Genomic DNA, 24,034 nt, shown 5'->3' with positions numbered 1-24,034 from the left:
AATCGTAGATTGATAAATGATTTCTACTTGGTTTTTTAGATAGAAAATGGATAAGAACCTAAAACTGTATAATTTACTTTAATTTGTCGATATAGAAATAAGTAAGAGAATTACATAGTTTAATTGTTGATTCAACGTGTTTTAAATTTTGATATGCAAAGAAATAAAATCAAATACAGAAAGGAATTTATGTGAATGGAAGTTTCACCAGTCATTCTTTCAGCAGTTATTTCTGCTGCTATTGCTATAATCACACTAATTATCTCAACATCAATAACACTTCGTAAAAACATTCATGAAGAACGAAGTTACTTTGAAAAGAGTTTAAAGGAAAAATTAGAGAATATTTATTTACCTTTAAACCTAGACATCGCTTCTAGAAAAATAGAAGAACAACTGATTAAAGAGTCCAATCAAGAATTAGTGCACAGATATGGTTATTTATTAAGTCCAGAACTTTTAGATGAACTAAAAGACTTGATCCATATTGAACGAAATCAGGAAGATTATGTGGATACAGAAGAATATATGGCTTTGCGAAGTAATGTGATCGAAGGATTTAAAAAAGAGTTTGCAATGTTACAGGAACTATATAATAGCCATTTTGAAAGTTATCGTCAGAAATATACGGCTACAAATTTCTTGAAAATAAAGAATATTGTATTAAAAATATGTATCACTATTTCACTTGTTATTTATTTAACAGCTATGACCTTATTTGCTTATGAATATTTTAATAGCAAGCCTAGAATGATTGAGAATCCCATTTTAAATGCTATTATCGTATTCATGATGTCTATCACTCTTTTTACTACAGGATTAGGTATAGGAACAATAGTGCTTAAATTTCTAAATTGGCTAGAGAACAGAGTAGGCAAGATAAAAAGAGCATATAAGTTTGATGATAAAGTTCCAACTACAGGGGATTATCTCTGCGAGGCATGTAAAAAGGTGAAGAGAAAAATTCAACATACTACGTTTGGCTATTGTGAAGATCACACAATGAAGCAGAAGTGGAAATCTATTTTCACTTTTGGATTATGGAAAAGAATATAGTGAAACAATAATTAAAGGAGTGATTGTATGTTTGTTAGTAAAAAAAGATATAATGATGCTCTTTACAAAATTAATGAATTACAAGAAGCTAATGAATTAAAAGATACACAGTTATTAAAGAATGAAGAAATGATTATATATTTAAAAAAAGAATTTAAGCTTATTACTCAAATATATCGAGATACTAAATCAGAACTAAACAAAACTATTAAATCCGCTAATACTATTGAAGAATTAAAATCGCAAGAAGAAATTATTAAATCAGATATTTTATATGAGAGTATAAAACTTTCTGATTTAAAAGAAAACATAGTATCAATAGAAAAAAAATTAAAAACAATAGATACAGAAATTATTAAAAAATCTAAATTTACAATTCCAGATTTACAGAATTCTATCAAAGAATTAGAATTTCAAGAAATAAATATTAAATCAAATATTTCACATGAAAATATAAAACTTTCTTCTCTAAAAAAAGAAGCTTTATCTATAGAGAAAAAATTAAAAATTTTAGATAATGAAATAAGGGATAAAAATAATGAAAAAATGGACATCGAATTAGATTTAAAGATATCTATTGAAGAACTAAAATCGCAAGAAAAAATGCTTAAATCAATTATTGTATGTGATAGTTTGACAGTTGATTCCTTAAAAGAAAACAGTAATTCCATCGAAAGAAAAATCGAAATTCTAAACAATGAGCTTATTAGCAAATCAAATTTAAAAATCAAACTAAATTTAGATATAGAAAATATAACAATAAAAAAAGAACATCTAGAAAATTCTATTGAAGATTTGTTGGAAAAACATGATAAAGATAAAATATTATTAAATAAAGAAATTGAAAAAATAAGTAATAATAAATATTTACTAGCTTCAACTTTAGAAAGAAAATTGTTACAAGAACTTAAACAAAATGTTATTTTATATGAGAAGACTATTAATAATTTAAATGTAGAATTAGAAAAATTAGATAAAAAATTAATAAATAAAAATATTGAATATGAAGAATTTAAAGAATTAAAAAAATCTCTTATTCTACTTAGAGAGGAAAAAGATCTTCAAGAAGTAGCATTTTATAAAAGTATTTTTCCATTTAATACTACAGAAAAATTTAAAGATGAATTATTTGAAAATAATCTAAAACAAAAAGAAATGATAAAATTAAAAAAAGTAATTAATTCAGAGATTGATTGGACTGTCAATGGTAGTGTACGTGAAGGAAGAAAGATGACAGATTTAAATATCAAATCTATGATACGTTCTTATAATACCGAATGTGATAATGCTATATCCAATCTAAAATACTCTACTTTTAATAGTACTGTTACTCGAATAAATAAATCGCGTGATGCTATTAACAAACTTAATGAGAAAAATGTTCTATCAATAAGTGAAAGTTACCATAAACTAAAATTAAAAGAATTAAGATTAGTTTATGAATTAAAAATATTTGAAAAAAATGAGAAAGAAACGTTAAGAATATTTAGAGAAGAAGAAAGAGAAAGGAAAAAGGTGGAACAAGAAACAAAAGAGAAATTATTAGAATTGAGTCTTCATGAAAAACAAGTTGAGAAACAATTAGTCGATTTAAATAAAGAATTTATACAGACAAATGGAGAAAATGTTTCTCTATTAAATAAAATCAAAAAATTAGAAGATTCATTAGCATTAGTGCTGAAAAAAAGGGAAGAAATACATCAAAGACATCTTATTGGAAAATCAGGATATGTATATATTATTTCAAATATAGGAACATTAGGAGAAAATATATATAAAATAGGAATGACCAGAAGATTAGAGCCGTCAGATAGAATTAAAGAATTAAGTGGAGCAGCTGTTCCCTTTGAATATGATGTACATGCAATGATTTTAACAGATGATGCCCCTCGGTTAGAAAACCACTTACACTCAGTTTTTCATTCTAACCGTGTTAATTTAATAAATAATAGAAAAGAATTTTTCAATGTGACTTTAGATAAAATAAAGAAAGAAGTTTTTTCTATAATAGGAAAAAATGTTGTGTTTGAAGATATGCCTCAAGCTTTACAATATTTTGAAACATTATCTATAAAAAATGGAATTTATAATGAAGTACAAATACCAGACTTTTTATTTAATAGTAATAGTCAAATTGTTTTATAGATGAGTTGTAGTAAAAATTAATCCATCCCTTAACCCCTGCTCATACATCACCGACTCTGCTATTCCTTGTAGCAGAGTCACTACATTACAATAATCCATCAACAACTTCATTCCCTCTGGTTTCACATATGTACATAACTCGGTAAACAGCCGATCACTATCTATCATCAATTTCTTATACTCTTCTGAACTATAAATAGTTACATTTGCAATGCTCTCCATACGCATTGACTTAAACTGATTAAAAGCTTTCTCAAACTCATCCATTAGTTTACCTCCAAAGGTGATGTCACTTTCAATAATTGATTTTATTCTAAAGTGATATCACTTAGATGTCAAGGTGATCGTATATGTGATTAATTCACAATGATACAATAATGACATCACTTTTTGAGGAGATTTCATTCATGGCTACAGATAAAAGAGTGTTCACCCTAAGATTGAAAGAAGAGAACTTCGAGAAAATTAGAGTGATTGCTGAGAGAAATAAACGTTCTATAGCGATGCAGATCGAGTATCTAATTGAACAGCATATTGAAGAATATGAAAAAGACAAAGGTACAATTTCTTTGGATAAATAAAATGACGTGTAGATGCTACGCCCGAATAAAGCGTAAAATCTATACGTTATTTTTTTAGCTTCGTAACTATTATTCTTTTAAATATAAGCTGTTGTATCGACTGAAATCGTATTTGTGTAACTGATGCTTGGAGAACCTAGAAAGTCTATGTAAAACAAAAGAGTTCTATTAAGGAGGATAAACAAATCTTTTTTGAAGGCTATGGGGATAAGATCATTGATAATGATGATTATAATTATTTTGTAAATGGGTTGTATGAGTTTTTTTAATATACTTTTTCAAATGTACATTAAATTATAATACATTCTTATTATAAAGGAGTCATTACAAAGCCATGACTATCAAACGAGATGAACAAACATTAGTGAATTTAACGAATACATTTCTGCAAAGAATCCAGTATAAGGATTTTGTTTCTGCTCCTGTTACTTTGATCGAATTAAGAAGCATACCTAAAAAAGAACAAGCTTGGTCTAAACAAGCTGGTGTATACTACTTTTTGCAAAATGATACTGTGAAATACGTAGGTAGAGCTACTCCGAATGTAGGTCTAGGGAATAGAGTATATCAACAAGCTAATGCACTAGGAGGTTTAGATGGATGGGATGATGTTATTACTGATCCTAACACTACGTATGGATTGATTATTTTTGAAGATAATGAAGATTGGCATTGGTTAGCAGCATTAGAAGTTTTCTTGATTGATAAGTTAAGACCGCAATTTAATAAACGTTTTTAATTGACTAGAAGATAACGTATCAGATAATACAAACACAACTCCTATTAAAATTTAATAAAGGCGGTACATCACATGCTATGGATCAGTGGAAATATTCGATTTGAACTCAACATCTTACATTATGATTATCCACCAGAAAAAGTTGAAGATATGTATGATGACTGGCTAACGGTGCAGTTGATCGCTCAAGATGAGAATGGATTACAGTGGGAGGCGAGCAGTTCTTGTATGCTAGCCAAAGAATTGCAGGACTTACGAGATTGGTTTAGTTCGATACGAGTACAGAATGTGGTGTGGCAGACCTTCTTTTTTATGGAACCTGAACTAAGCTTTACATATATTCCAAATGGAACAGTAGAAATAGGTATATCTCAATCTTTTTATCCTAAAGCTTTAATGAAGCATGGTAGGCAAACGGTAGAAAAAAATCTCATTATGGAATTGCCGGAAGAGGTTTTGTACGATCTTATACAGCAATTGGATCACATGATTGTAGAATTTCCACAGCGTTCCACCAAACAATGAGTTAATTATTAAAATGAAATCAAAGGGAATTTCAAGCATTACATAAAAGTAGATATGTGCAAAATAACTGAGGTCGAATAATTAAATGCTGAATTCATTCGTTTGAGGCAGCATAAGGAGAGTGACATGCACGATGATAAGTATAGATCGAACATTTGCCATAAAACTTAGTATAATGATTCGAAGCCAATTAATAGATTATCAATATTATTACCCTTTTTGTGACGCAATTATTGAAAAGAATGATAAGACGCCTTATTGGATTATTGAACTCAGTATGACTAAAGATCCAGAAATAGCAGGGAATATTGCTTTATTATATGCTAGTTTTGATTCATGTGAAGAATTTGATATCCGCTATAAATGTAATCTTTACATTGCTTGTTTGTATGTGAAATATGTAGAAGAGCATCTATCTTGGTCGAATTTTCTATTGAACGCTGGAATGTACACTGATGGTATGCCATATGCTAACAAGAATTACGATTATTTTTTTAATCAATTAAATGTAGTTGAAAATAATAAACATCATACATTGTTGCTTGAACAACAAAGACAAGAGGTTTTTTCTATTTTTGAGAAAGAAATTAACGAAATAAGTACACAATTAGAATTTTTTAAAAATATATTATAAGCCATACTTATCCGAATATAATGAAACTTAGCGTATTCATACATGTTATCTGAAAAAGCCAGTTCAACCTAGTCAATTAGAAACGGCAATAAAGGCGAATAAATGTAGTAAGCAAAAAAGGGTAAGAATAGTTTTTATCTATTTTTTTACTAATACCATAGTCACTATGAGAATTGTAAGGCTCCATTTCTTCATGCGGTGTCAAACCGTATTGTTTCATTAGGCGTTCTTTGAGTACAGAATCGCTTTGATTAGATGGTTCAGCATAGATAGGCTGAGGTTGGATCATAGTGATAAATAAAGCCAGACTAAACACTGTAGTTAGTAATACTATTTTGAATTTCAATAGAAAGTACTCCTTTTAAATTATAATCAATCATTTCAATGTTCAATATGTAAGAGGGCATGCATTTGATAAAATCATTTCACCAGTATACCGCAAAAATGTTCTATCACCAACCTACATCAATGCTCTCTAAATAGGGTATGTTATCATGAAGAGTATATAATCAATCACAACATAGAGAGATCGAACAGGGGGCATTTTTTTGAAAAAGATATTATCAGGTATTGTATTAATCCTTGTATTGGGCGTCATCTTTATCACCCAGTTGCAAGATGGATCGTCTACCAATACAAGTACCACAGCATCTAACCAGACCGCACAGGTAGATTCGAATGATTCGCAGACATCGAATGGATCACCAAGTAAATCGACAAACAACACTAGCAAAGCCCAAAACAACCAGAGTAGCAATACCAGCAAGTCTAATTCATCGAACACTTGCAAAGTTATCAATACCTTTGACGGCGTTGCGAATTATCTGAAAGAGTACAAAAAATTACCTTGTAACTATATCACCAAGTCTCAAGCACAAGTGTTGGGCTGGGAATCGTCGAAAGGGAATCTGGATAAAGTAGCACCTGGTAAAAGTATTGGCGGCGACTATTTTAGTAACTATGAGAAATTGTTGCCAACTTCCAAAGGACGCAAATGGCATGAAGCCGATATCAATTACACGTCTGGTTTTCGTGGAGCCAATAGGATATTATATTCTACCGATGGCTTAATATATAAGACAACCGATCACTATGATTCTTTTCAGCAAATCAAATAAATGTGTCTATACAACTTCATATTTCATCATCGAAGATCGACAATCATTGTCGGTCTTTTGTTATAATGATAGCGATCTCATAGGAACAGATAATAGATCGAATCAAGATTGAAGTATAGGAACAACAAGTTGAAAGGAAGAACCAAGATGATAAATACTCAGATGCAAGAAGCGATTCAATTACGTCAAAATGGACAAGCCGAAGAAGCGCGCACGAAATTGCTGGCTTTATTATCGGACAATCCACATGATCCTGTGTTGTTATATCATGTCGCATGGACGTATGACAATTTAGGATTAGAAGCAGAAGCTGTTCCGTATTATGAGCAAGCGATCGCTAATGGACTACAAGGTGACGATCGCCAGGGAGCGATGCTTGGACTGGGTAGTACGTATCGCACATTGGCTCATTATGACAAAGCAGCATCTCTTTTTAAGCAAGCGATTCAAGACTATCCTGAAGCACGAGAATTTAAAGTGTTTTATGCAATGGTGCTGTACAATCTAGAACAATATGCAGAAGGCATGCAGTTGTTAATGACTGAACTTGCCGAGACTACAAATGATAAAGGGATTGAACGGTATCAGCGAGCGATATTATTTTATGCCGATAAGTTAGATCAGGTATGGGAATAAGCAGGTATAGACAGAATACATATATAAATAAAGGAGTTGTTTGCTATGTATACATGGAGTATCCGGGCAGTGACCGCAGACGATCAGGCTTTTTTATGGGAAACATTATATTTATCCTTATATGTGCGCGAAGGGGAAAAACCGTTTGATCGGGAAGTGGTTAATGAGCCGCATCTAGCGAAGTACCTAGAAGATTGGGGTCAAGCTGGAGATGTCGGCTATATAGCAATCAATGACCAACAACAACCGATTGGAGCTGTAACGGCTAGAGTATTGCCAGCAGACAATCAAGGATACGGTTATATTGACGATGTGACACCAGAGTTAGGATTAGCTGTATTGGATGAGTATCGCGGACAAGGTGTAGGTACAGCGCTTATGCAAGCTTTACTGACTGAATTGCGCCAACAGCAGATCGCTCAAGTCTCATTAAGTGTTGATCCGAGCAATCCTGTTGTGCGCTTGTATGAACGATTAGGATTTCAAGAAGTTAGTGTTGTTGGTACATCGATTACGATGTTATTGGTTTTGTGATTTTTTACGATTGAGCATCGAAAATATCCAAGATTTTGGTTATAAGCAATCAAAGGATCTTATCTATTCTTATTTGAGTTGATAAGATCCTTTGATATTCATTTATCTGAGAATAGGAGTCACTATGCGTAAAATAATAAGTAGTTTATCTATAAGCAGTATGATTTTACTTGCTAGTTGTACTACACCTGCCTACAGTGTAGATCCTAAGCAAGAAGTAGAGAAAGCGCTATTGCAAGATATTTATACATACCAATTCAATACCATTGAGCCACAACATCAAAAGTCTATTCATGAATGGCTACAGCAATCTCGTGCCGATCATTCTAAAAATCATATCTATTTATATACGATTGATAATGGTGATTTGAAGCATGGTTATAAGTATATGTATGTATTTGGTAAAGGCTATCAAACGATTGAAACCGCATTTATGTATTCACAAGACAACAACAAAAATAATAACAATACTACTGTAAAAAGAGAAACTGAAAATATAACAGACGAAGGAAAAGGGACTCTTTATATTAAAGGAGTGAAAGGAGAAGCAACCGATGAAGTCATTTTGTGTATTCAATACAATGCAGAATATGTGAGTAGTATAGGAGTCGAGAATATGAAGAAAAAAATAAGAACGATTATCGTTAACGAAAATACATATGTATACGTTCTAAAAGATTTTTATCAAAATGGACAATGGCAAATACGTCTAAAAATTACATTGCAGAATCAAAAAAATCTGGCACTAATTTATCATTTTACAACTTGGGATGATGTGATTGCAGGTTGCCCTTTATTAATAGGAATCGAATTACATCATTTTAAGGAGCAAGAGAAGATACTATACAATTTGAACCATCCCGCTAGAGTAAAAGAATTAATAGAATACGGACTTCACCAAAAATGGACAGGGGAACAAACGGTAGAGTATAAAGATGGTCTCACGATATTAAACAATATCGGTTACGATAGTGATATTCTCAGACCTAGATAATGACAGGAGATATAACTTTAATTAGTCACCCTGCACTTTTTGGAGAGACCAGTTGAATATCTTCTAACTTGGGATGGCGTATCCAGTCTGAATGATAGCGGATAAAGTAAAGCTGGTCGATCTGTACCAACTGCATAATATCCGGTGTTGTTTTGAGATTAGCAGTTTCTTGCCCTTGTTGAACCACAATACCTTGATCGGTTACGCCGACCACGCGGAATACACCTTCTGTTGTCTTAATACTACTTACATATAGAAACGTCAAAGCCACTACGGCAATAGCAATCAATGTGATAATCTGTCGTGTACGTCTGATCGGCTTGCGAAGAATGGGCATATCTGACACCTCTTTCACGAAAAAATGCGATATAACCAGTATAGTCGATAGCGAAAGATACTTCTACGTTAGATCATGTTGAATATCAATCTAATAGATAAAAAGGTAATCTAACGCCAAATTCTGAGATAAAAGATGAGTACGTGAAAAAACTCCCTAATCGATATAGAGAGTTTTGAAATAAACATGTATTTTTTTCCTATCCTTATACATTCAATTACTGCATAGATTCTATTACTGTGGAATATTTCCTCCAGCAATACGATCTCCTGAATTTCCTGTCGGATCAGTCATCTCATCATCAGGAGCAGCGTGAATAATAATCGAAGCCCCTAAAAGAGAGTGTTTAGCTCCTTTTTCTAAAGTCGCATTCGGCAACACCATTGTCGTATTAGCTGTACCATCTGCGGCTACTTCTAAGTTAGGTAGATCGCCTGTATGTTGTCCTTTGGGATTGAGTCGACCATGTTCATGTCCTTCTGGATTCAGATGCGATCCTGCTGTAGCAAAGTCGTTATTGGTGATAGCTGATTGGTGAACATGAATTCCATGTTTACCGACGGGTAAATTTTTCACATCAACTTTGATATTCACATTATTTTGATCTTGTGTAAGGATAGCCGTACCTATCGATTCACCTTTACTATTTTTGATTTCTACAACAGGACTGTTAACAGAGATCGTTGCAGATTGAGGTTCCCAGTACATTTTGTTACCTAGCAGATCGCTAACATGGCGAATAGGTACATACGTAGTGCCGCTATACCTGAAAGACTGTGGAACCATACTACCCTGATTATTATATTGAGCAGAAGTAATCTTTTGTTCGCCATCTACATAAAATTTTAAAGCATCTGTATTCGGAGTGACTGTTGTGGCATCCGCCGCGAACGAAATGCCCGAGAAAAATAAAGCTCCACCCAGAAAAGAAAGTACCATGTGCTTTTTACCTAAAGGCTTTTTCATACGTCAAAACTCCTCCTTTGAATAAATAGGTTCTTTTTACATTTATACCCTTAAATTTACATTGTAAGCAGGAGTACTCAAAGTTATCTGGAATATATAGATACAATAATAGATAGCATATGTAACCATTTTTGTATGAAAAGAAGAGACTCAATTGATTTCAATATTGGAGGTTGTATGTGATGCGACAAAATATTTATGATGATCCTACTTTTTTTGAATATTATAAAAAATTACGTAGCACAGGCGTTACTTTTAACGATTTTATCGAGCAACCTGCTTTGAAAGCATTATTGCCTGATCTGCAAGGATTGAACGTACTTGATATGGGTTGTGGATTTGGTAAGTTGGCTTTAGCTATGGTAGAGAAGGGAGCGGAGCATGTAACAGGCGCTGATATTTCAAGCAAAATGTTAAGCCTTGCTCCTAAGATTCCGCAAATTACATATATTCATGCACCGATGGAAGAATTAAATTTTGAAGCAGAATCGTTTGACTTGATTGTTAGTTCTTTGGCTTTTCATTATGTGGCTGATTATGATCGCCTGATGGTACAGATTGCGAAGTGGTTACGTCCAGGAGGAACATTAGTCTTTTCAACCGAGCATCCGATTACGACCGCCAAGTTAGATATGGAAGGTTGGATAGAAGATGAACAAGGGAATAGACTGCATTATGCGATCGATAATTATGGAGAAGAAGGACAACGTAGTACTCACTGGGTCGTGGATAATGTGATTAAGTACCATCGCAAAGTATCGACACTGGTAAATGGGATGATCGCTCATGGACTGATCGTACAGCAGATCGAAGAACCTGAATCGATTCCAGAGGGTCTGGAGAAAATGCCAACGCTTGTGCATGAGCGGAGAAGGCCTTCTTTTATTTTGTTTAAAGCGGTCAAATCGTAAAGCAGTAAAGGAAAGCAAAAGTGAATGATCGTTTATTTGTGATGACAAACATGAGAGTCAAAAACAACCATTCCTACTTTCTAAGGAATGGTTGTTTTGATTTTCCAAAAGCTAAAAGTAGTCTACATCTAACAACTTATCTTCGTTTTTCAACCAATTGTAATGCGTAATCTAAACTTTCCAAAGTCATAGAAATTAGCCCATACATGTAATCTTGATCAGGTTGTTCTAACATATGAAGTTCTGCCATATGTTCTACAGGAATATATTCCAGACAAGCGTTGTATAAATCTTTAATCTGTTCTGAGTGCACTTGATCGCCTGTTAAAGCAATCTTTTCCGGGTTGATCGTAGCTATTAAATTGACAAGCATTTTGGCGGCTAAAGGGATAAAAGTAGAAGACTGATGAAGTTGAGCATATTGTTCTTCACGTGTTATTCCGAAAGCAAGAAAAGAGATTTCGCCTGCAAACCGAGTATTGCCTTTGTGAATATGTCCATCGATCATTAAGCCTGCACCAGGGAAACTTCCTTTAATAAAAGTAACTACCGCTATTGTTTTTTCTTGATCATATTGTTGTTTTTGATAAAATCCATAAGCCATCAGATTCATATCATTTTCAATAATAATATCGATGCTATACTTTTTTTTCAATTGAGGTGCTAAAGGAACCTGAATCAGCTCTTGAGCATCACAGATCTGAATAGTACCTTGATGTGCGACACCAGGAATACCTATACCAATCGCTTTGATATTTCCATAGGTATGAATCAATTGTTCAATCAAACGATCAATCATGGTAGCATTTACAGAAGGCATTTCTTCATATCCGCTTTCTATATGTTCACCTATTGAATTGGCTACTGTATACGTAAGCGAATGACTAAATTCCTCTACTTTAATATAGATACAAGCGATATAAGAAAAATGAGCGTTATACATAAACCTTTTCGCAGGACGTCCACCATGAGAATCTTCTTGTTCATCTTCTAACACTTCACCGGTTTCTAGTAATTCATTAAGTATTGTCCCACATGTAGCAATACTTAATCCTGTAGCTTGGGCTAGATTTGCTTTGGTAGCAGAAGTGAGTGCTTTTAGAGTTTTTCTGATCAATTCAGTATTAATTTGTTTTACATGTATAGTGTTATGAATAAACGGTTGTATAAGTACCACCTCTAGGCAATTTTGATATTACTTATTAAAAGTATTATAATAAGTAATATTATAATTTAATACACCATACATGTCTAATTTTATAAGCAGATATAGGTGGATATTCAAGGAGGAACATACATATGCCAACAGATAAAGAAAGAATGTTAGACCAGAAATTATACATGGCTGGTGTAGGCGAATTAGCAACAGATAATAAGAAATCTCGAAGGCTTACCCGGTTATTTAACAACACAACCGAAGAACAACAGAAGTATCGTATCGAATTACTTCAGCAATTATTTGAATCGGTAGGTGAAAAAGTATTTATTGAACCACCATTCCGTTGTGATTATGGTTGTCACATTACAGTTGGTAATAACTTTTATGCCAATTTTGATTGTATTATTATTGATGTAGCCAAAGTGAATATAGGCAACAATGTGTTTTTTGGACCTAGAGTAGGTGTGTATACAGCAGGGCATCCGATCGATCCTGATGTACGCAATACATTATTAGAATTTGGTAAAGAAATTAAGATTGGTAATAATGTCTGGGTAGGTGGGAATACAGTGATCAATCCAGGTGTCACGATCGGCAATAATGTCGTTATCGGTTCAGGTTCTATTGTTACCAAAGATATTCCTGACAATGTAATCGCGGTAGGGAATCCTTGTAAAGTACTGCGAGCAATAACAGCAGAAGATAAGCAGTACTGGGAACAGCAAAAAGCAGAGTATGAAGCAGATATCGAGCATTAAGATAAGATTTGAATAGGTCATTTTAAAGAAATACCACATCAATAGAAAAGGCATGAATACTCGGATTACATCCAGAAGTACTCATGCCTTTTTAGTGTTGTTTATATACATTTACATATAGTATCTACAAATTTCTTATAGAGTAGATTTAATAAACTGTCTTAGACAATACGTTTGCGAATCCAACCAGAGATAAGATCAGTTAAGATAACAAGGATAATAATTCCTAAAAGAATCACACCGACTCGATTCCAATTACGCATATTTAATGCGAAAATCAGTGGCGTCCCGATACCGCCCGCACCGACAAGACCAAGTGTAGTAGCAGAGCGAATATTAATTTCAAATCGATACAACGAATACGAGAGAAATTGAGGAATCACTTGTGGCAATACAGCAAACCATAGAATCTGCAATCGACTTGCTCCAGCAGCGGTTAATGCTTCACTAGGGCCTGTATCTATACTTTCTATCGTTTCTGAAAATAATTTGGCAAGCATTCCAATAGAGTGAATACCTAATGCTAATACACCGGCAAAAGAACCAGGGCCTACAGCTTTGATAAATAAGATTGCTACGATCATTTCAGGAAAGACGCGAATGACACTCAGGCTGAACTTCCCTGTTCCAGAAACTGGACGGCGACGACTCATATTGGTCGCTGCCCAGAAAGCAAACGGAATACATAGAAAAGCAGAAATAAATGTACCTAAGATCGAAATGACTAAAGTATCGAGCAATCCACGCAATAAATCTTCGCCCGCAGGATCATAGACAAATGACCAGTCAGGATGCATAAATCCATCTAAAATTGATACAGATACACTTTTGGCAGTCGATTGAATTCCTTCGAATTGTAGCCCATTGAATGCCCAGATATACACAACAACCAGAAAAATAATCCAACACCACGGACGAATTTTGTGCCAGAGTGGCTTAGCAGGTAACGTATGATTCATAGTAATTTCCTCCGCAATACCGTACTTCCGTAATCAATCACCAGTACAATCACAAGCGTTAGCAAAATAATCATTGCCGCGCGATCATATCGGAACAATCCAAGAGAACGATCCAGTAACAGACCAATACCACCAGCACCCACTAGACCGAGTACAGAAGCAGCCCGTACATTAATTTCAAAAGCATACAATAGATAAGACATATAATAAGGTAGCGCTTGAGGAATCACGCCAAATACGATCAATTGAATCTTATTCGCGCCTACAGCAGTCATCGCTTCCATCGGCCCCGGATCAATCGCTTCGATCGCTTCAAAGGTAAGCTTAGCAATCAGTCCGAAAGAAAAAAATAAGATAGCTAACATCCCGGCAAACGGCCCTATTCCAAAAATCGCTACAAAAATAGCAGCAAATAATAGATCAGGAATCGTACGTACCAGATTTAGAATCAATCGTACAGGCAAAGAAACCAATCGACTTTGTACAATATTGTAAGCACACAATAACGATACAGGAATTGCTAATAGTCCACCTAGCATCGTGCCGACTAAAGCAATCTGCACCGTTTCAACCATCGGCTTCCAGATTGTAGGCAAGTAACTCCAATCAGGAGGGAACATTTCACCAAGTAAAATACCCATTTGCGGTAGTCCACGTATTAACTGATAAGGCGTCACTTCGGTCTGAATACTACATAAGACAAGCACAACGATAAAGAATAGCCATGTTAATATCTTTTTATATTTTTTAGGAGCTGTCGGTGCTTCTATGGTCATATTCATAATGATTCTCCAGAAGTGGCTTTGATCTCGGAAGCATCTGGAATAACGGTAACGATATCTTCACCTGGTGCATTAGCGCCTAATACTTCATCACGATGAATCGGTCGTCCGTAAATATGAGAAAATACATCGTCTGTTGCTTCAGCCGGTGTACCATCGAATACAATTTCTCCTGCCCGTAATCCGATAATACGAGTCGCATATTCACGAGCGAGATCGATAAAGTGTAGATTAATAATCGTAGTGATTTTGAGTTCCTGATTAATACGTTGAAGATCGTCCATCACCTGACGGGTTGTTAATGGATCTAGAGAAGCAACCGGTTCATCCGCTAGAATAATCTGTGGTTGTTGAGCAAGAGCGCGTGCAATAGACACCCGTTGTTGCTGTCCACCGGATAACTGATCTGCACGACTATAGGCTTTTTCTTGCAAATTAACACGAGCCAGAGCATCTAGAGCAAGTCCGTGATCTTCTTTAGGAAACATACCGAATACGGTGCGTAATGTGGAGTGATGACCGACCCGTCCAGATAATACATTACGCATCACTGTAGAACGCTTAACCAGATTGAAGCTTTGGAAAATCATCCCGATACCACGACGGATACGGCGCAATTTGGCACCGGAAGCAGATGTGATCGATTGATTGTTGATCTGAATATCACCTTCACTAATATCGATCAAGCGGTTAATTGAACGAAGCAATGTAGATTTCCCTGCACCGGATAGACCTACAATTACAACCAGTTCACCTTCATGGATCGTAAGATTAATATTTTTAAGCCCTTTGGTGCCGTTAGGATAGACTTTGGAAACGTTATTGAATGTAATCATGATTTGCCAACTTTCTATATTCAGAATAATAATTTCATGATGATGTCCGCGAAATAACTACGTTTTCGATCCAGTGTGCTATGTAAAATAGCAAACACCGCCCGTAAAAAAAGGACGGTGCTGCTAAATGCTCACTACATGCTTTGTTTACTTCGTAGCTTGACCTACAGCTTCAGCATATTTACGAACAGGTTCGAAGTTTTTATCGTCGCCTTTTTCATAACCTACATGACTGTAGATTTCTTGGATAATTTTGCTACCTTCTGGATCATTACCGATATCGATAAATGCTTGACTGATTTTATCGCGCCATGCTTGATCCATATCAGAACGTACGCTGATCGTATCGTTCGGGATCGGAGCAGTGAAGTGAAGGACACGCGTTTGTTCAAATACGTCTGGAACATCTTTTTTCACATTGTTACGAGCATCTTGGAATACAGCGACAGCATCAACTTGTCCATTTAACAAAGCCATAACTGCTGCATCATGCCCTTTGATCGTTATGCCTTGTACATCGGTATCAGGATCAATACCTGCTGCTTTCATTTCAGCCGCCGGGAATACATAACCAGCAGAAGAGGTTACATCTTGCCAGCCCATTTTTTTGCCTTTAAGATCAGCAAGTGTTTTGATATCTGAATCTTTTTTAACAATAATCATTGATTTGTAAAAGTTTACTTTATCTGTTGTAGGTTGACCGGTCTCATCATTCACACCGAAACGAAGTGCTTGTAGCAATAGATCAGCCGCTTTGCGATTGTCATGAGCTAATACGTAAGCATTCGGTGGCAAGAAGCCAACATCAATTTGTTTGGAAGCCATCGCTTCTACGATTGTATTGTAATCAGGGGAGACTGTAACTTTGACAGGAATCCCTAATTTGTCGCCTAATAATTGTTCAAGTGGTTTGGCTTTGGCTTCTAGTGTATCTGCATTTTGTGAAGGTACAAATTGTACTTTCAATTCAGTCGGTACATAGCTAGAAGATTGAGCGGCATTACCTGTTCCTGTAGATGCTGCTTGATTACCACAAGCGGCAAGCCCTGTTGCTAGAGCAACAGTCATACTTAACATTAATATTTTTTTGAACACTTTTATTTCCCCCTAGAAAAGTAGTCTTACTGGTTGTGTAGGTAAAGCTGTGCATGATATAGACTGTAGGCACCGTTTGAAGTATGCAAAACTCCCTTATGTAATCATTTGCAGGTTAGATATTTACTATTTACGACAAGCTAAGGTATAACTATGATAGTTAATATCACTTTTAAAGTTGTTATACATTTGTAAATGGTGATTAATAACCCACAAAAGCTATTCTACTTTTTTATCGGATGTAAAGGGTCAGCGCAAATGATGACTTCTGTCAATTATTTGTAAAATATTAAACAGTGGTCAAATGTTTTGTAAAATGGTTGCTATTATGAATATGAAAGAAGGAGTCTATCATGAATACCATACAACCCGTAACCGCTCAGTTGCGTTTATTAGGAACTACTGATCTACATGTAAGTCTTATAGGATATGATTATTATCGAAATGTAGAGACGGTAGATATTGGATTATCGCGTACAGCTACTCTTATTCATCAAGCACGTAAAGAAGTGAATAATCATCTGCTTTTTGATAACGGAGACATTTTGCAAGGAAATCCGTTAGGTGACTATGCTGCTTCCAGTCGCTTCTGGCAACAGGATTCTTATACAGAAGATCAGGCAAATGTTCATCCGATGTATCAGTTAATGAACAGGTTATCTTATGATGCAGCAACAGTAGGTAATCATGAATTTAACTACGGATTGGATTATTTACAGCAGTGTATCGCAGGAGCGAACTTTCCATATACGAATGCAAATATATATCAAGCTTCGATTGAGGGTACACATTCGCCAACAGCTATAATAGAAGGAACAGCAGATACATGGCTACCACCTTATCTAATCTTAGAGCGACAAATTGTAGATGATCATGGGGATATACATAATATTCGTATCGGTGTTATTGGTGTCGTGCCACCTCAGATTATGCAATGGGATAAAGCACATCTCGAAGGTAAAGTGACGGTTCAACCTATGCTAGAAGCTATAGAATATTGGATTCCGCAGATGCGTGAAGCAGGAGCCGATCTGATTATTATGCTTGCACATACGGGATATGTAGATTCAGAAGATACTGGTGTACTTAGCGAAAATGCGGTGCTACCTATTAGTCAGATGAAAGGAATCGATGCTATTTTTTTCGGACATGCGCATAAGTTATTTCCAGGCAATGAATTTGCAGGTAAGCAAGGAGTAAACCTAAAGCGAGGAACTATTAACGGGATACCTGCTGTAGAAGCAGGAGTATGGGGAAGTCATCTGGGTATTATCGATCTAAATTTACAATATGACAATCATAGCTGGACTGTTCAATCTGGGTCTTCTCAGTTACGAGCTATTTATCAGCGGGAACAAGGACTTGCTAGTGTAGAAGCCGATACTGAATTAGAACAAATAGCTTCGGTTCCTCATCAGATCATACTGGATCATATTCAGACTCCTGTAGGTGAAAGTGATATTCCGTTATACAGTTATTTTTCACTAATAATGGATAGTGCTTATGTTCAAGTGATTAATAATGCGCAAATATGGTATGCAGAACAAGTATTAGCAGATAGTTCGTATCGACATCTGCCTATATTGTCTGCTGCGTCTGCTTTCAAAACAGGCGGACGGTATGGGCCTCAATATTACGCTGATATCGAAGCAGGCGAAATGACACTACAGCATACATCAGATATTTATAATTACGCGAATACGTTATGTGCAGTCCGTCTAACCGGAGCAGAGATTCGAGAATGGCTAGAATGGTCTTCAGGTCTATATCAGCAAATGGATCTACAATCTACAGCAGAACAAGCACTGATTAATCCTGATTTTCCATCGTTTAACTTTGATGTGATCGATGGAATAACGTATCAGATTAATGTCTGTCAGCCGCCACGTTATCATCCAGCAGGATATATATTGGATGAGCAAGCCCGTAGAATCGAACGCTTATGTTATCAGGGAAAAGAAATCGAAGACGATAGCGAATATATAGTAGTCACCAATCAATATCGGGCATATTCTACGCCATTTGCTAATCCAGATGGGGAGCGTGTTATTTTAGACGTACCTGTAGAAAATCGAGAAGTGCTAATTCAGTATATTCGACAGCAACAGGTGATTCATCCAGCAGCCGATCACAATTGGTCGCTTACACTGGGCATATCCGAACAAGAGCGATTGTCTTTACCATCACAACCAACGATAACGATATTATCTTCACCGGATGCACAAAAAATCCTATCCGCTTATCCACAGCTATCTTATAGTGGAATAAACGGGGAAGGATTCGCTGTTTATCGTTTTACATTATAGATCAGGATCAGACTCGGGCAATACTGTACCTGGATTGAGAATACTATTCATATAATGACGAAGTGTAAAATCAATAATTTGCTGTTTATAAGGGGATATACTGTTGTCTTTTTTAGACGGTATATCCTTTTGTTCGGTCTGTTCTGCTGATTGTTGCTCTTGACCAATATGCTCGGAAAAGCTAGATAATGTCGTAGTCAGCCCATGTAACATCGCCCAGAGAGAGCGTACGATCATATCTGCTTCCGCACGTACAATATAATTTTGATCGATAGCAATCTGTACAGCTTCATGGAGAAACGTATATCCATTAAGTCGATCGTTGATATCAAGTTCAGAATTAGATACCGCTTCAAGATTACTGATAAACATAATATCGTAATGATCGGGATGTGTAATACCATATTCTACATATGTTTTGGAAACCAGAAATAAGCGAGCTGGAATATCGTATCCATTTTCTTCTAATTCATTCGCTTGCTTGGTTAACACGGTAAAAAATTGAGAGTACACTTCACGTAATAATTCTTGAACAATCGCTTCTTTATTCGCAAAATAATGATAAATCGTGGTTGGTGAATATTCAATACGATCTGCAATTTTACGCATAGACACATGAGCATATCCTTCTGTAACAAAAAGGGTACGTGCGGCATCCATAATTTTGCTTCGTAATTGTTCATTATCTCGTTCACGTCTAGCATGGTGCTTCATGATCGTTTAATTCCTTTCTTCAAATAACAGTTAGCGATACAAATAGCGTACATACATGGTTAAACAAAACAAAAAGTTATTAATCAGTAACATTTTTTGAGGAGAAAAGACTACAATTTATCTATCATACTGCAATTGATCGTACTCATGCTAATCGCAAATCTGTAAATCTCCTATATTTTGATAAAAAATGACAAAGGTAGTACTGTATATTTCGGCATATAGTCGACATTTGTAAAGTGATAAATCAAGCTTATACAAATATTTAATCGCTTACATGATAAAAAATAATTGGGAGTGATATCCATATTGCTTTAAAATACAATGTAAGATCAATACTATCCTATTCAAATAGTGGAGGTTAATGTTATGGATATCTATACTAATATATTATCTAGTACCCGTAAGCAATTTCTATATTATAAAACGCTCGGTGATAAAGCGATGGCTCAGTTAGAAGAAAATCAGTTATTTATGATTCCAAATGAAGAAAGTAACAGTATTGCGATGATCGTCAAGCATTTATGGGGCAATATGCTTTCACGATGGACAGAGATATTTACAACGGATGGGGAGAAAGAGTGGCGAAATCGAGATGCAGAATTTGAAAATGATCTTGTTACAGCGGCTGACGTTATCAGCAAGTGGGAGGAAGGATGGCAATGTTTATTTAATACGCTGGATCAAGTGAAACCTCAGCAGTTAGAACAGATTATCTATATTCGTAATGAAGGGCATACATTGCTTGAAGCAATCAATCGACAGCTTGCTCATTATCCTTATCATGTAGGACAAATAGTGTATATTGCCAAAATGCTCAAAACCAGTGAATGGACTAGCTTATCCATTCCTCGCAAAAGCTCTGCTACGTACAATCAAAACAAATTTGAACAAGAAAAAGGGATACGCCATTTTACTGATAGTGAATTAAAACAATAATCAATTAAAAATAAATCGATAATCAGGTTGTATACATCACGCTCTAATTACCATACCAGTGTAGGAACGAAACGGAAGGATGCACGCCAGGGAATAGCGACTCCTTACCGGATTCCTTTTCGAACCTAACACTATGATGGATAAGAGAAGGGTGGATATTCAAATGGCAGGATCACCGAATCTAAAATTTAACACACAAGGTAATGTATTATTTCGTCGTAACGCAAACAATGTAGGGTATGAAACGAATGTTTCGCAAATTCCTTCACTTGAAGGGGTCGCCTCAACTGATTTGTATATGACCAAAGGTAATATTCGTGAGCCACACTGGCATCCCAACTCGGCGGAATACGATTATGTTATTGAAGGCGAGCTAGAATTTGTTATTTTCGATCCTGTATACAAACAGTTGCAGAAATATCATCTTAAAGCTCGGGATGTGCTATTTATTCCACAAGGGTACTGGCATTGGATTACACCACTAACAGACAAAACGCATATTCTGGTTGTATTTAATAACAACGAACCTACGACAGTTGCCGGTTCCGATATTTTAAGATTTACACCGGGAGAAGTGTTCGATCTAGCGTATGGTATTCCAGCAGAAGATTATGAAGAATTGGTGTCTCCGATCACAAGTACGGTAGTGATTGGCCCTGCTGATCCAGAAACAGATGATACACTGAAAGTAGGCACAGATACCGATAATGATCCACGCTCGGATGAAGACACCGATGATAAAGACAGCAAAAAATGCAAAAAGTAAGTAAGGTTTACTATCAGTAAGCACGCTCTTTCTGACTAACGGTACTCAAATACCCGATATCCTCTGGAGTCATCTTGCAGAGGATATCGGGTATTATTATGTCTATATATTTGGATTAAAAACGAACAAATAAGATCATTCCTATATTTTCTAGAAACGATCTTATTTGTTGTTTTAAAAGCCGCTTAAAATAAGTTCGATCAGTGCAAGCTTCAGAGTCTGCAAAGCATCTTCCTGGGGCATTTTAATAAATCGACTTAATGCAATCATTTCTTGTTCAAACAAATCAATAACCTTTTGCAAAGCATTTTTGTCGGATGTAGCTGCTTGACGAATCAATTGGCATAATTCATCTTCTGATAGATGGATTGAAGTGCTTTCTTTTTCCATTTGCTCACCGCCTGTTGTGAAATATTAAATTGTTGGGCAACTTGTTTTTCGGTTTTTTCTTGAATAAAGAGAGAATGTATAATTTCTTGTTCTTTGACAGTAGGTAGAGAATGAATCCACTGCTCTACCAGTAATTGAGAATCGACTTCTTCTGTAAAAGAAGGCGAACTACTAAAGTCATATAAGATAGGTAATTCTTTGCGGAGGCGTGTATGGGTACGATATTGTAAGCGCCACGCGATCCGCTGAAGTTGTTGCTTATAGCGTTCGTACGTCTGATTGGTGGTTAGGTCTGACATGATGTACCTCCTTTGCGATAAAATAGCTTTCATATCTATAGTAAAAATTTGGATAAAAATACAACTTGAATAAGGAAAAAATTACATAATAAAACAGAAGTACCTTATCATCCAGTTGATATTTTTAACACATACAATTGTGATATAGATAAATAGCTTGCTCATAGTTCTATCGCAAAGTCATTTTATTTGTAAAATCAGGCAGAGGAAATGGTAGGAAAAATAAGAGGATGTCATGTATACTATGGGATAACACATATCAACAAGGAGTGCTTGTAAATGACAAACGCGAATATAGGAACTTGGGATATTACATTAGAAGATGACAAGCATGATCAGGTACTGCGTTTGCAATTTGATGATCAGATTCAGTTGCAGAAATTTATTCTTTCCTTAACGGTAGAACAATTACTTACTTCTCATATCTATGATCCAGATCAGCGTAGTATGAATGGCAAAACGTATCTGTATCATTGTTTTCAGTAGCATACTTATATCGAGAGAACGGAGAGAGAGCTATGGAAATGTTGTTTCGTTATAACTGGCAGGTACGACAAGAATGGTTCGACTGGTGTGAATCATTATCCCAACAAGAATTATTGCAACAACGTACCGGCGGAGTCGGGAGTATCTTGTATACGCTCTATCATATTATTGATGTAGAATATAGCTGGATTAATGATTTGAGAGATCAACACAGCTTGCTTACTGATTTTGCAGATTATCAGACGGTAGAGCGATTACGCGCGTTATCGTCTCAATTGCATATAGAAGTAGGCGGATATGTAAAAGCATGGACATCTGATCAAGAAACGAAGATTCTGCATAATGTACGTAAAGATGGTTCTACAGAACAATTAACATATGGAGAAGTGATGCGTCATGTGATTGCCCATGAGATTCATCATATAGGGCAGTTATCGATCTGGGCGCGCGAAGTAGGGCGTGAACCTGTCAGCGCCAATCTTATTCGTAGAGGATTAACAGTATAACAAAGCAGGTATAAGACTCTTTTGTTGTAAATCAAGTATATACCTGTGCTTGTGGAATGATCACATTATTGGGATAGGAGGAATATAATGCTGAAACGCAAAATTATCGAAACCCAGTCTTATTGGGGAACAACATGCAGACATATACATATCACACAAGGCTCTTCTACACTTGTGATTTTATTTCCGGGTAAAAGTTATTCTTGCGAACGTTCTTTACTATACTATGCGACACAAATTGCTCTGGAAAAAGGAAACGATGTTCTTCAATTAGAGTATGGCTATCAAGCAGCTCGAACCGAATTGGAATCCGATCAAATGGATATTCTGGTCAAAGAGTGTACAGAAGTGATTCGTCAATCCAATGTGCATGACTATACCAACTATATCAGTATTAGCAAAAGTCTCGGTACATTAGTAGCAGGAGGAGTATTTGACCAATATAAAGCATTGCCTGTGCGTCATTTGTTTCTAACTCCGCTCGATCAGACACTGACTTATATTACTCAATCGCAAGGGTTATTGTTATACGGTACAGATGATCCAATGTTCAGCCAGAGCAGTCGTGAAAAAGTAAAACATCTGCAACAGATGGAGACTATTGTGTTACCAGAAGCCAATCATTCTTTGGAATCGTCCAATACAGAGAAATCGTTACACTTTTTGAGACAAGTGGTTATCCAATATAATGAATTTTTATAATAGAAAATAGTTATCGATATAGATGAATGATCTGATAAGTAAAGCTTTCTATACCTCTTTGATTGGCAGTTATCTTTCAAAGGAATAGAAGGCTTTTTGGTGTAGAAATATACTCAAACAAATAAAATTAGAAATGTTTAGATTCATAAAAGCAAATACTA

General features: G+C 35.5%; 30 protein-coding genes. 18 read left to right on the top strand and 12 right to left on the bottom strand.

Annotated features, from left to right (window positions below; translation table 11 throughout):
- Positions 1–195: 195 nt before the first annotated feature.
- Both ACFSGI_RS13910 and ACFSGI_RS13905 read left to right on the top strand, forming a co-directional pair.
- Entirely contained in the window at positions 196–1,056 is an 861-nt protein-coding gene (locus ACFSGI_RS13910) for a hypothetical protein (RefSeq protein WP_204824703.1), read from the top strand.
- 27 nt (positions 1,057–1,083) lie between these two features.
- Positions 1,084–3,201 carry an SNIPE associated domain-containing protein gene (locus tag ACFSGI_RS13905; protein WP_204824702.1) on the top strand — a complete coding sequence of 706 codons (2,118 nt, stop codon included), beginning with the start codon at positions 1,084–1,086 and terminating at the stop codon, positions 3,199–3,201.
- Here the strand turns inward: ACFSGI_RS13905 and ACFSGI_RS13900 are convergent.
- Positions 3,196–3,468 (bottom strand): hypothetical protein, encoded by a 273-nt coding sequence (locus tag ACFSGI_RS13900; protein WP_204824701.1) that lies wholly within the window; start codon positions 3,466–3,468, stop codon positions 3,196–3,198. The two genes, ACFSGI_RS13905 and ACFSGI_RS13900, sit on opposite strands and share 6 nt — an antisense overlap.
- Before the next feature lie 140 nt (positions 3,469–3,608).
- On the opposite strand from ACFSGI_RS13900, the gene ACFSGI_RS13895 reads away from it, so the two are divergent.
- The 4 genes from ACFSGI_RS13895 (at position 3,609) to ACFSGI_RS13880 (ending at position 5,680) form a co-directional block, all read left to right on the top strand.
- Positions 3,609–3,782 carry an Arc family DNA-binding protein gene (locus ACFSGI_RS13895; protein WP_204824700.1) on the top strand — a complete coding sequence of 58 codons (174 nt, stop codon included), beginning with the start codon at positions 3,609–3,611 and terminating at the stop codon, positions 3,780–3,782.
- A 334-nt stretch (positions 3,783–4,116) separates the two neighbouring features.
- Positions 4,117–4,521: a hypothetical protein gene (locus tag ACFSGI_RS13890; RefSeq protein ID WP_204824699.1), complete on the top strand. Its 405-nt coding sequence runs from the start codon at positions 4,117–4,119 to the stop codon at positions 4,519–4,521.
- Between the two features lie 72 nt (positions 4,522–4,593).
- The gene (locus ACFSGI_RS13885) at positions 4,594–5,046 is read left to right on the top strand and encodes a WapI family immunity protein (protein WP_204824698.1); all 453 of its coding nucleotides are present in this window, start codon (positions 4,594–4,596) and stop codon (positions 5,044–5,046) included.
- Between the two features lie 133 nt (positions 5,047–5,179).
- Positions 5,180–5,680 (top strand): hypothetical protein, encoded by a 501-nt coding sequence (locus tag ACFSGI_RS13880; RefSeq protein WP_204824697.1) that lies wholly within the window; start codon positions 5,180–5,182, stop codon positions 5,678–5,680.
- A 76-nt stretch (positions 5,681–5,756) separates the two neighbouring features.
- Here ACFSGI_RS13880 and ACFSGI_RS13875 read toward each other — a convergent pair whose 3' ends face one another.
- Positions 5,757–6,026, bottom strand: a complete 270-nt coding sequence (locus ACFSGI_RS13875; RefSeq protein WP_204824696.1) for a hypothetical protein — start codon at positions 6,024–6,026, stop codon at positions 5,757–5,759.
- A gap of 202 nt (positions 6,027–6,228) precedes the next feature.
- Between ACFSGI_RS13875 and ACFSGI_RS13870 the strand changes: the two genes are divergently transcribed.
- From ACFSGI_RS13870 to ACFSGI_RS13855, 4 genes are all read left to right on the top strand, one after another.
- Positions 6,229–6,798: a ribonuclease domain-containing protein gene (locus ACFSGI_RS13870; RefSeq protein ID WP_379283456.1), complete on the top strand. Its 570-nt coding sequence runs from the start codon at positions 6,229–6,231 to the stop codon at positions 6,796–6,798.
- Positions 6,799–6,945: 147 nt separating this feature from the next.
- Positions 6,946–7,434: a tetratricopeptide repeat protein gene (locus ACFSGI_RS13865; protein ID WP_379283454.1), complete on the top strand. Its 489-nt coding sequence runs from the start codon at positions 6,946–6,948 to the stop codon at positions 7,432–7,434.
- A 45-nt stretch (positions 7,435–7,479) separates the two neighbouring features.
- On the top strand, positions 7,480–7,968 hold the full coding sequence (locus tag ACFSGI_RS13860) for a GNAT family N-acetyltransferase (protein ID WP_204824695.1): 489 nt from the start codon (positions 7,480–7,482) through the stop codon (positions 7,966–7,968).
- Positions 7,969–8,092: 124 nt separating this feature from the next.
- Positions 8,093–8,962, top strand: coding sequence for a hypothetical protein (locus tag ACFSGI_RS13855; RefSeq protein ID WP_204824694.1), 870 nt, complete (start codon positions 8,093–8,095; stop codon positions 8,960–8,962).
- 25 nt (positions 8,963–8,987) lie between these two features.
- On the opposite strand, the gene ACFSGI_RS13850 is transcribed toward ACFSGI_RS13855, so the two are convergent.
- Together ACFSGI_RS13850 and ACFSGI_RS13845 are read right to left on the bottom strand one after the other, a co-directional pair.
- A complete protein-coding gene (locus ACFSGI_RS13850; RefSeq protein WP_204824693.1) occupies positions 8,988–9,299 on the bottom strand; it encodes a hypothetical protein in 312 nt (103 codons plus the stop codon).
- Between the two features lie 234 nt (positions 9,300–9,533).
- The gene (locus ACFSGI_RS13845) at positions 9,534–10,265 is read right to left on the bottom strand and encodes a superoxide dismutase family protein (RefSeq protein ID WP_204824692.1); all 732 of its coding nucleotides are present in this window, start codon (positions 10,263–10,265) and stop codon (positions 9,534–9,536) included.
- A 182-nt stretch (positions 10,266–10,447) separates the two neighbouring features.
- On the opposite strand from ACFSGI_RS13845, the gene ACFSGI_RS13840 reads away from it, so the two are divergent.
- Positions 10,448–11,176, top strand: a complete 729-nt coding sequence (locus ACFSGI_RS13840; protein WP_204824691.1) for a class I SAM-dependent methyltransferase — start codon at positions 10,448–10,450, stop codon at positions 11,174–11,176.
- 136 nt (positions 11,177–11,312) lie between these two features.
- Here the strand turns inward: ACFSGI_RS13840 and ACFSGI_RS13835 are convergent, their stop codons facing one another.
- Positions 11,313–12,293, bottom strand: coding sequence for an ROK family protein (locus ACFSGI_RS13835; protein WP_379283450.1), 981 nt, complete (start codon positions 12,291–12,293; stop codon positions 11,313–11,315).
- 182 nt (positions 12,294–12,475) lie between these two features.
- Between ACFSGI_RS13835 and ACFSGI_RS13830 the strand changes: the two genes are divergently transcribed.
- Positions 12,476–13,093 carry a sugar O-acetyltransferase gene (locus tag ACFSGI_RS13830; RefSeq protein ID WP_204824690.1) on the top strand — a complete coding sequence of 206 codons (618 nt, stop codon included), beginning with the start codon at positions 12,476–12,478 and terminating at the stop codon, positions 13,091–13,093.
- A gap of 161 nt (positions 13,094–13,254) precedes the next feature.
- Here ACFSGI_RS13830 and phnE (ACFSGI_RS13825) read toward each other — a convergent pair whose 3' ends face one another.
- From phnE (ACFSGI_RS13825) to ACFSGI_RS13810, 4 genes are all read right to left on the bottom strand, one after another.
- The gene (gene phnE, locus ACFSGI_RS13825; protein WP_204824689.1) at positions 13,255–14,052 is read right to left on the bottom strand and encodes a phosphonate ABC transporter, permease protein PhnE; all 798 of its coding nucleotides are present in this window, start codon (positions 14,050–14,052) and stop codon (positions 13,255–13,257) included.
- A complete protein-coding gene (gene phnE, locus ACFSGI_RS13820; protein WP_204825027.1) occupies positions 14,049–14,828 on the bottom strand; it encodes a phosphonate ABC transporter, permease protein PhnE in 780 nt (259 codons plus the stop codon). The genes phnE (ACFSGI_RS13825) and phnE (ACFSGI_RS13820) overlap by 4 nt, the downstream gene beginning before the upstream one ends.
- 2 nt (positions 14,829–14,830) lie before the next feature.
- Entirely contained in the window at positions 14,831–15,670 is an 840-nt protein-coding gene (gene phnC / locus ACFSGI_RS13815) for a phosphonate ABC transporter ATP-binding protein (RefSeq protein WP_204824688.1), read from the bottom strand.
- A gap of 147 nt (positions 15,671–15,817) precedes the next feature.
- Positions 15,818–16,765, bottom strand: a complete 948-nt coding sequence (locus ACFSGI_RS13810; RefSeq protein WP_204824687.1) for a phosphate/phosphite/phosphonate ABC transporter substrate-binding protein — start codon at positions 16,763–16,765, stop codon at positions 15,818–15,820.
- A 353-nt stretch (positions 16,766–17,118) separates the two neighbouring features.
- On the opposite strand from ACFSGI_RS13810, the gene ACFSGI_RS13805 reads away from it, so the two are divergent.
- Entirely contained in the window at positions 17,119–19,071 is a 1,953-nt protein-coding gene (locus ACFSGI_RS13805; RefSeq protein WP_204824686.1) for a bifunctional 2',3'-cyclic-nucleotide 2'-phosphodiesterase/3'-nucleotidase, read from the top strand.
- Here the strand turns inward: ACFSGI_RS13805 and ACFSGI_RS13800 are convergent.
- Complete coding sequence (locus ACFSGI_RS13800; RefSeq protein ID WP_204824685.1) at positions 19,066–19,785, bottom strand: TetR/AcrR family transcriptional regulator; 720 nt, start codon at positions 19,783–19,785, stop codon at positions 19,066–19,068. The genes ACFSGI_RS13805 and ACFSGI_RS13800 overlap by 6 nt on opposite strands.
- A 369-nt stretch (positions 19,786–20,154) precedes the next feature.
- Between ACFSGI_RS13800 and ACFSGI_RS13795 the strand changes: the two genes are divergently transcribed.
- Both ACFSGI_RS13795 and ACFSGI_RS13790 read left to right on the top strand, forming a co-directional pair.
- Complete coding sequence (locus tag ACFSGI_RS13795; RefSeq protein WP_204824684.1) at positions 20,155–20,724, top strand: DUF1572 family protein; 570 nt, start codon at positions 20,155–20,157, stop codon at positions 20,722–20,724.
- A 163-nt stretch (positions 20,725–20,887) separates the two neighbouring features.
- On the top strand, positions 20,888–21,490 hold the full coding sequence (locus ACFSGI_RS13790) for a cupin domain-containing protein (protein WP_204824683.1): 603 nt from the start codon (positions 20,888–20,890) through the stop codon (positions 21,488–21,490).
- A 174-nt stretch (positions 21,491–21,664) separates the two neighbouring features.
- Here the strand turns inward: ACFSGI_RS13790 and ACFSGI_RS13785 are convergent, their stop codons facing one another.
- Positions 21,665–21,880 carry a helix-turn-helix domain-containing protein gene (locus ACFSGI_RS13785; protein ID WP_204824682.1) on the bottom strand — a complete coding sequence of 72 codons (216 nt, stop codon included), beginning with the start codon at positions 21,878–21,880 and terminating at the stop codon, positions 21,665–21,667.
- Entirely contained in the window at positions 21,826–22,179 is a 354-nt protein-coding gene (locus ACFSGI_RS13780) for a sigma factor-like helix-turn-helix DNA-binding protein (RefSeq protein WP_204824681.1), read from the bottom strand. Before ACFSGI_RS13780 ends, ACFSGI_RS13785 begins: the two co-directional genes overlap by 55 nt.
- 279 nt (positions 22,180–22,458) lie before the next feature.
- Between ACFSGI_RS13780 and ACFSGI_RS13775 the strand changes: the two genes are divergently transcribed.
- The 3 genes from ACFSGI_RS13775 to ACFSGI_RS13765 all read left to right on the top strand — a co-directional run bounded on the left by ACFSGI_RS13775 (position 22,459) and on the right by ACFSGI_RS13765 (position 23,873).
- Positions 22,459–22,665, top strand: coding sequence for a hypothetical protein (locus tag ACFSGI_RS13775; protein ID WP_204824680.1), 207 nt, complete (start codon positions 22,459–22,461; stop codon positions 22,663–22,665).
- Between the two features lie 32 nt (positions 22,666–22,697).
- Positions 22,698–23,171, top strand: coding sequence for a DinB family protein (locus ACFSGI_RS13770; RefSeq protein ID WP_204824679.1), 474 nt, complete (start codon positions 22,698–22,700; stop codon positions 23,169–23,171).
- A gap of 87 nt (positions 23,172–23,258) precedes the next feature.
- The gene (locus tag ACFSGI_RS13765; RefSeq protein ID WP_204824678.1) at positions 23,259–23,873 is read left to right on the top strand and encodes an alpha/beta hydrolase; all 615 of its coding nucleotides are present in this window, start codon (positions 23,259–23,261) and stop codon (positions 23,871–23,873) included.
- Positions 23,874–24,034 lie beyond the last annotated feature (161 nt).

Source organism: Paenibacillus nicotianae (genome assembly GCF_042681745.1).
GTDB classification, from domain to species: domain Bacteria; phylum Bacillota; class Bacilli; order Paenibacillales; family Paenibacillaceae; genus Saccharibacillus; species Saccharibacillus nicotianae.
Note: the sequence above shows the minus strand (reverse complement) of the source record. Positions and strands in the feature narration are given on the sequence as shown.

Bases quoted from the DNA above. Each gene is read 5' to 3' on its own strand.
- ACFSGI_RS13910 (WP_204824703.1), top strand. From the start codon at position 196: ATGGAAGTTTCACCAGTCATTCTTTCAGCAGTTATTTCTGCTGCTATT.
- ACFSGI_RS13905 (WP_204824702.1), top strand. From the start codon at position 1,084: ATGTTTGTTAGTAAAAAAAGATATAATGATGCTCTTTACAAAATTAAT.
- ACFSGI_RS13900 (WP_204824701.1), bottom strand. From the start codon at position 3,468: ATGGATGAGTTTGAGAAAGCTTTTAATCAGTTTAAGTCAATGCGTATG.
- ACFSGI_RS13895 (WP_204824700.1), top strand. From the start codon at position 3,609: ATGGCTACAGATAAAAGAGTGTTCACCCTAAGATTGAAAGAAGAGAAC.
- ACFSGI_RS13890 (WP_204824699.1), top strand. From the start codon at position 4,117: ATGACTATCAAACGAGATGAACAAACATTAGTGAATTTAACGAATACA.
- ACFSGI_RS13885 (WP_204824698.1), top strand. From the start codon at position 4,594: ATGCTATGGATCAGTGGAAATATTCGATTTGAACTCAACATCTTACAT.
- ACFSGI_RS13880 (WP_204824697.1), top strand. From the start codon at position 5,180: ATGATAAGTATAGATCGAACATTTGCCATAAAACTTAGTATAATGATT.
- ACFSGI_RS13865 (WP_379283454.1), top strand. From the start codon at position 6,946: ATGATAAATACTCAGATGCAAGAAGCGATTCAATTACGTCAAAATGGA.
- ACFSGI_RS13860 (WP_204824695.1), top strand. From the start codon at position 7,480: ATGTATACATGGAGTATCCGGGCAGTGACCGCAGACGATCAGGCTTTT.
- ACFSGI_RS13855 (WP_204824694.1), top strand. From the start codon at position 8,093: ATGCGTAAAATAATAAGTAGTTTATCTATAAGCAGTATGATTTTACTT.
- ACFSGI_RS13850 (WP_204824693.1), bottom strand. From the start codon at position 9,299: ATGCCCATTCTTCGCAAGCCGATCAGACGTACACGACAGATTATCACA.
- ACFSGI_RS13845 (WP_204824692.1), bottom strand. From the start codon at position 10,265: ATGAAAAAGCCTTTAGGTAAAAAGCACATGGTACTTTCTTTTCTGGGT.
- ACFSGI_RS13840 (WP_204824691.1), top strand. From the start codon at position 10,448: ATGCGACAAAATATTTATGATGATCCTACTTTTTTTGAATATTATAAA.
- ACFSGI_RS13830 (WP_204824690.1), top strand. From the start codon at position 12,476: ATGCCAACAGATAAAGAAAGAATGTTAGACCAGAAATTATACATGGCT.
- phnE (WP_204824689.1), bottom strand. From the start codon at position 14,052: ATGAATCATACGTTACCTGCTAAGCCACTCTGGCACAAAATTCGTCCG.
- phnE (WP_204825027.1), bottom strand. From the start codon at position 14,828: ATGACCATAGAAGCACCGACAGCTCCTAAAAAATATAAAAAGATATTA.
- phnC (WP_204824688.1), bottom strand. From the start codon at position 15,670: ATGATTACATTCAATAACGTTTCCAAAGTCTATCCTAACGGCACCAAA.
- ACFSGI_RS13805 (WP_204824686.1), top strand. From the start codon at position 17,119: ATGAATACCATACAACCCGTAACCGCTCAGTTGCGTTTATTAGGAACT.
- ACFSGI_RS13800 (WP_204824685.1), bottom strand. From the start codon at position 19,785: ATGAAGCACCATGCTAGACGTGAACGAGATAATGAACAATTACGAAGC.
- ACFSGI_RS13795 (WP_204824684.1), top strand. From the start codon at position 20,155: ATGGATATCTATACTAATATATTATCTAGTACCCGTAAGCAATTTCTA.
- ACFSGI_RS13790 (WP_204824683.1), top strand. From the start codon at position 20,888: ATGGCAGGATCACCGAATCTAAAATTTAACACACAAGGTAATGTATTA.
- ACFSGI_RS13785 (WP_204824682.1), bottom strand. From the start codon at position 21,880: ATGGAAAAAGAAAGCACTTCAATCCATCTATCAGAAGATGAATTATGC.
- ACFSGI_RS13780 (WP_204824681.1), bottom strand. From the start codon at position 22,179: ATGTCAGACCTAACCACCAATCAGACGTACGAACGCTATAAGCAACAA.
- ACFSGI_RS13775 (WP_204824680.1), top strand. From the start codon at position 22,459: ATGACAAACGCGAATATAGGAACTTGGGATATTACATTAGAAGATGAC.
- ACFSGI_RS13770 (WP_204824679.1), top strand. From the start codon at position 22,698: ATGGAAATGTTGTTTCGTTATAACTGGCAGGTACGACAAGAATGGTTC.
- ACFSGI_RS13765 (WP_204824678.1), top strand. From the start codon at position 23,259: ATGCTGAAACGCAAAATTATCGAAACCCAGTCTTATTGGGGAACAACA.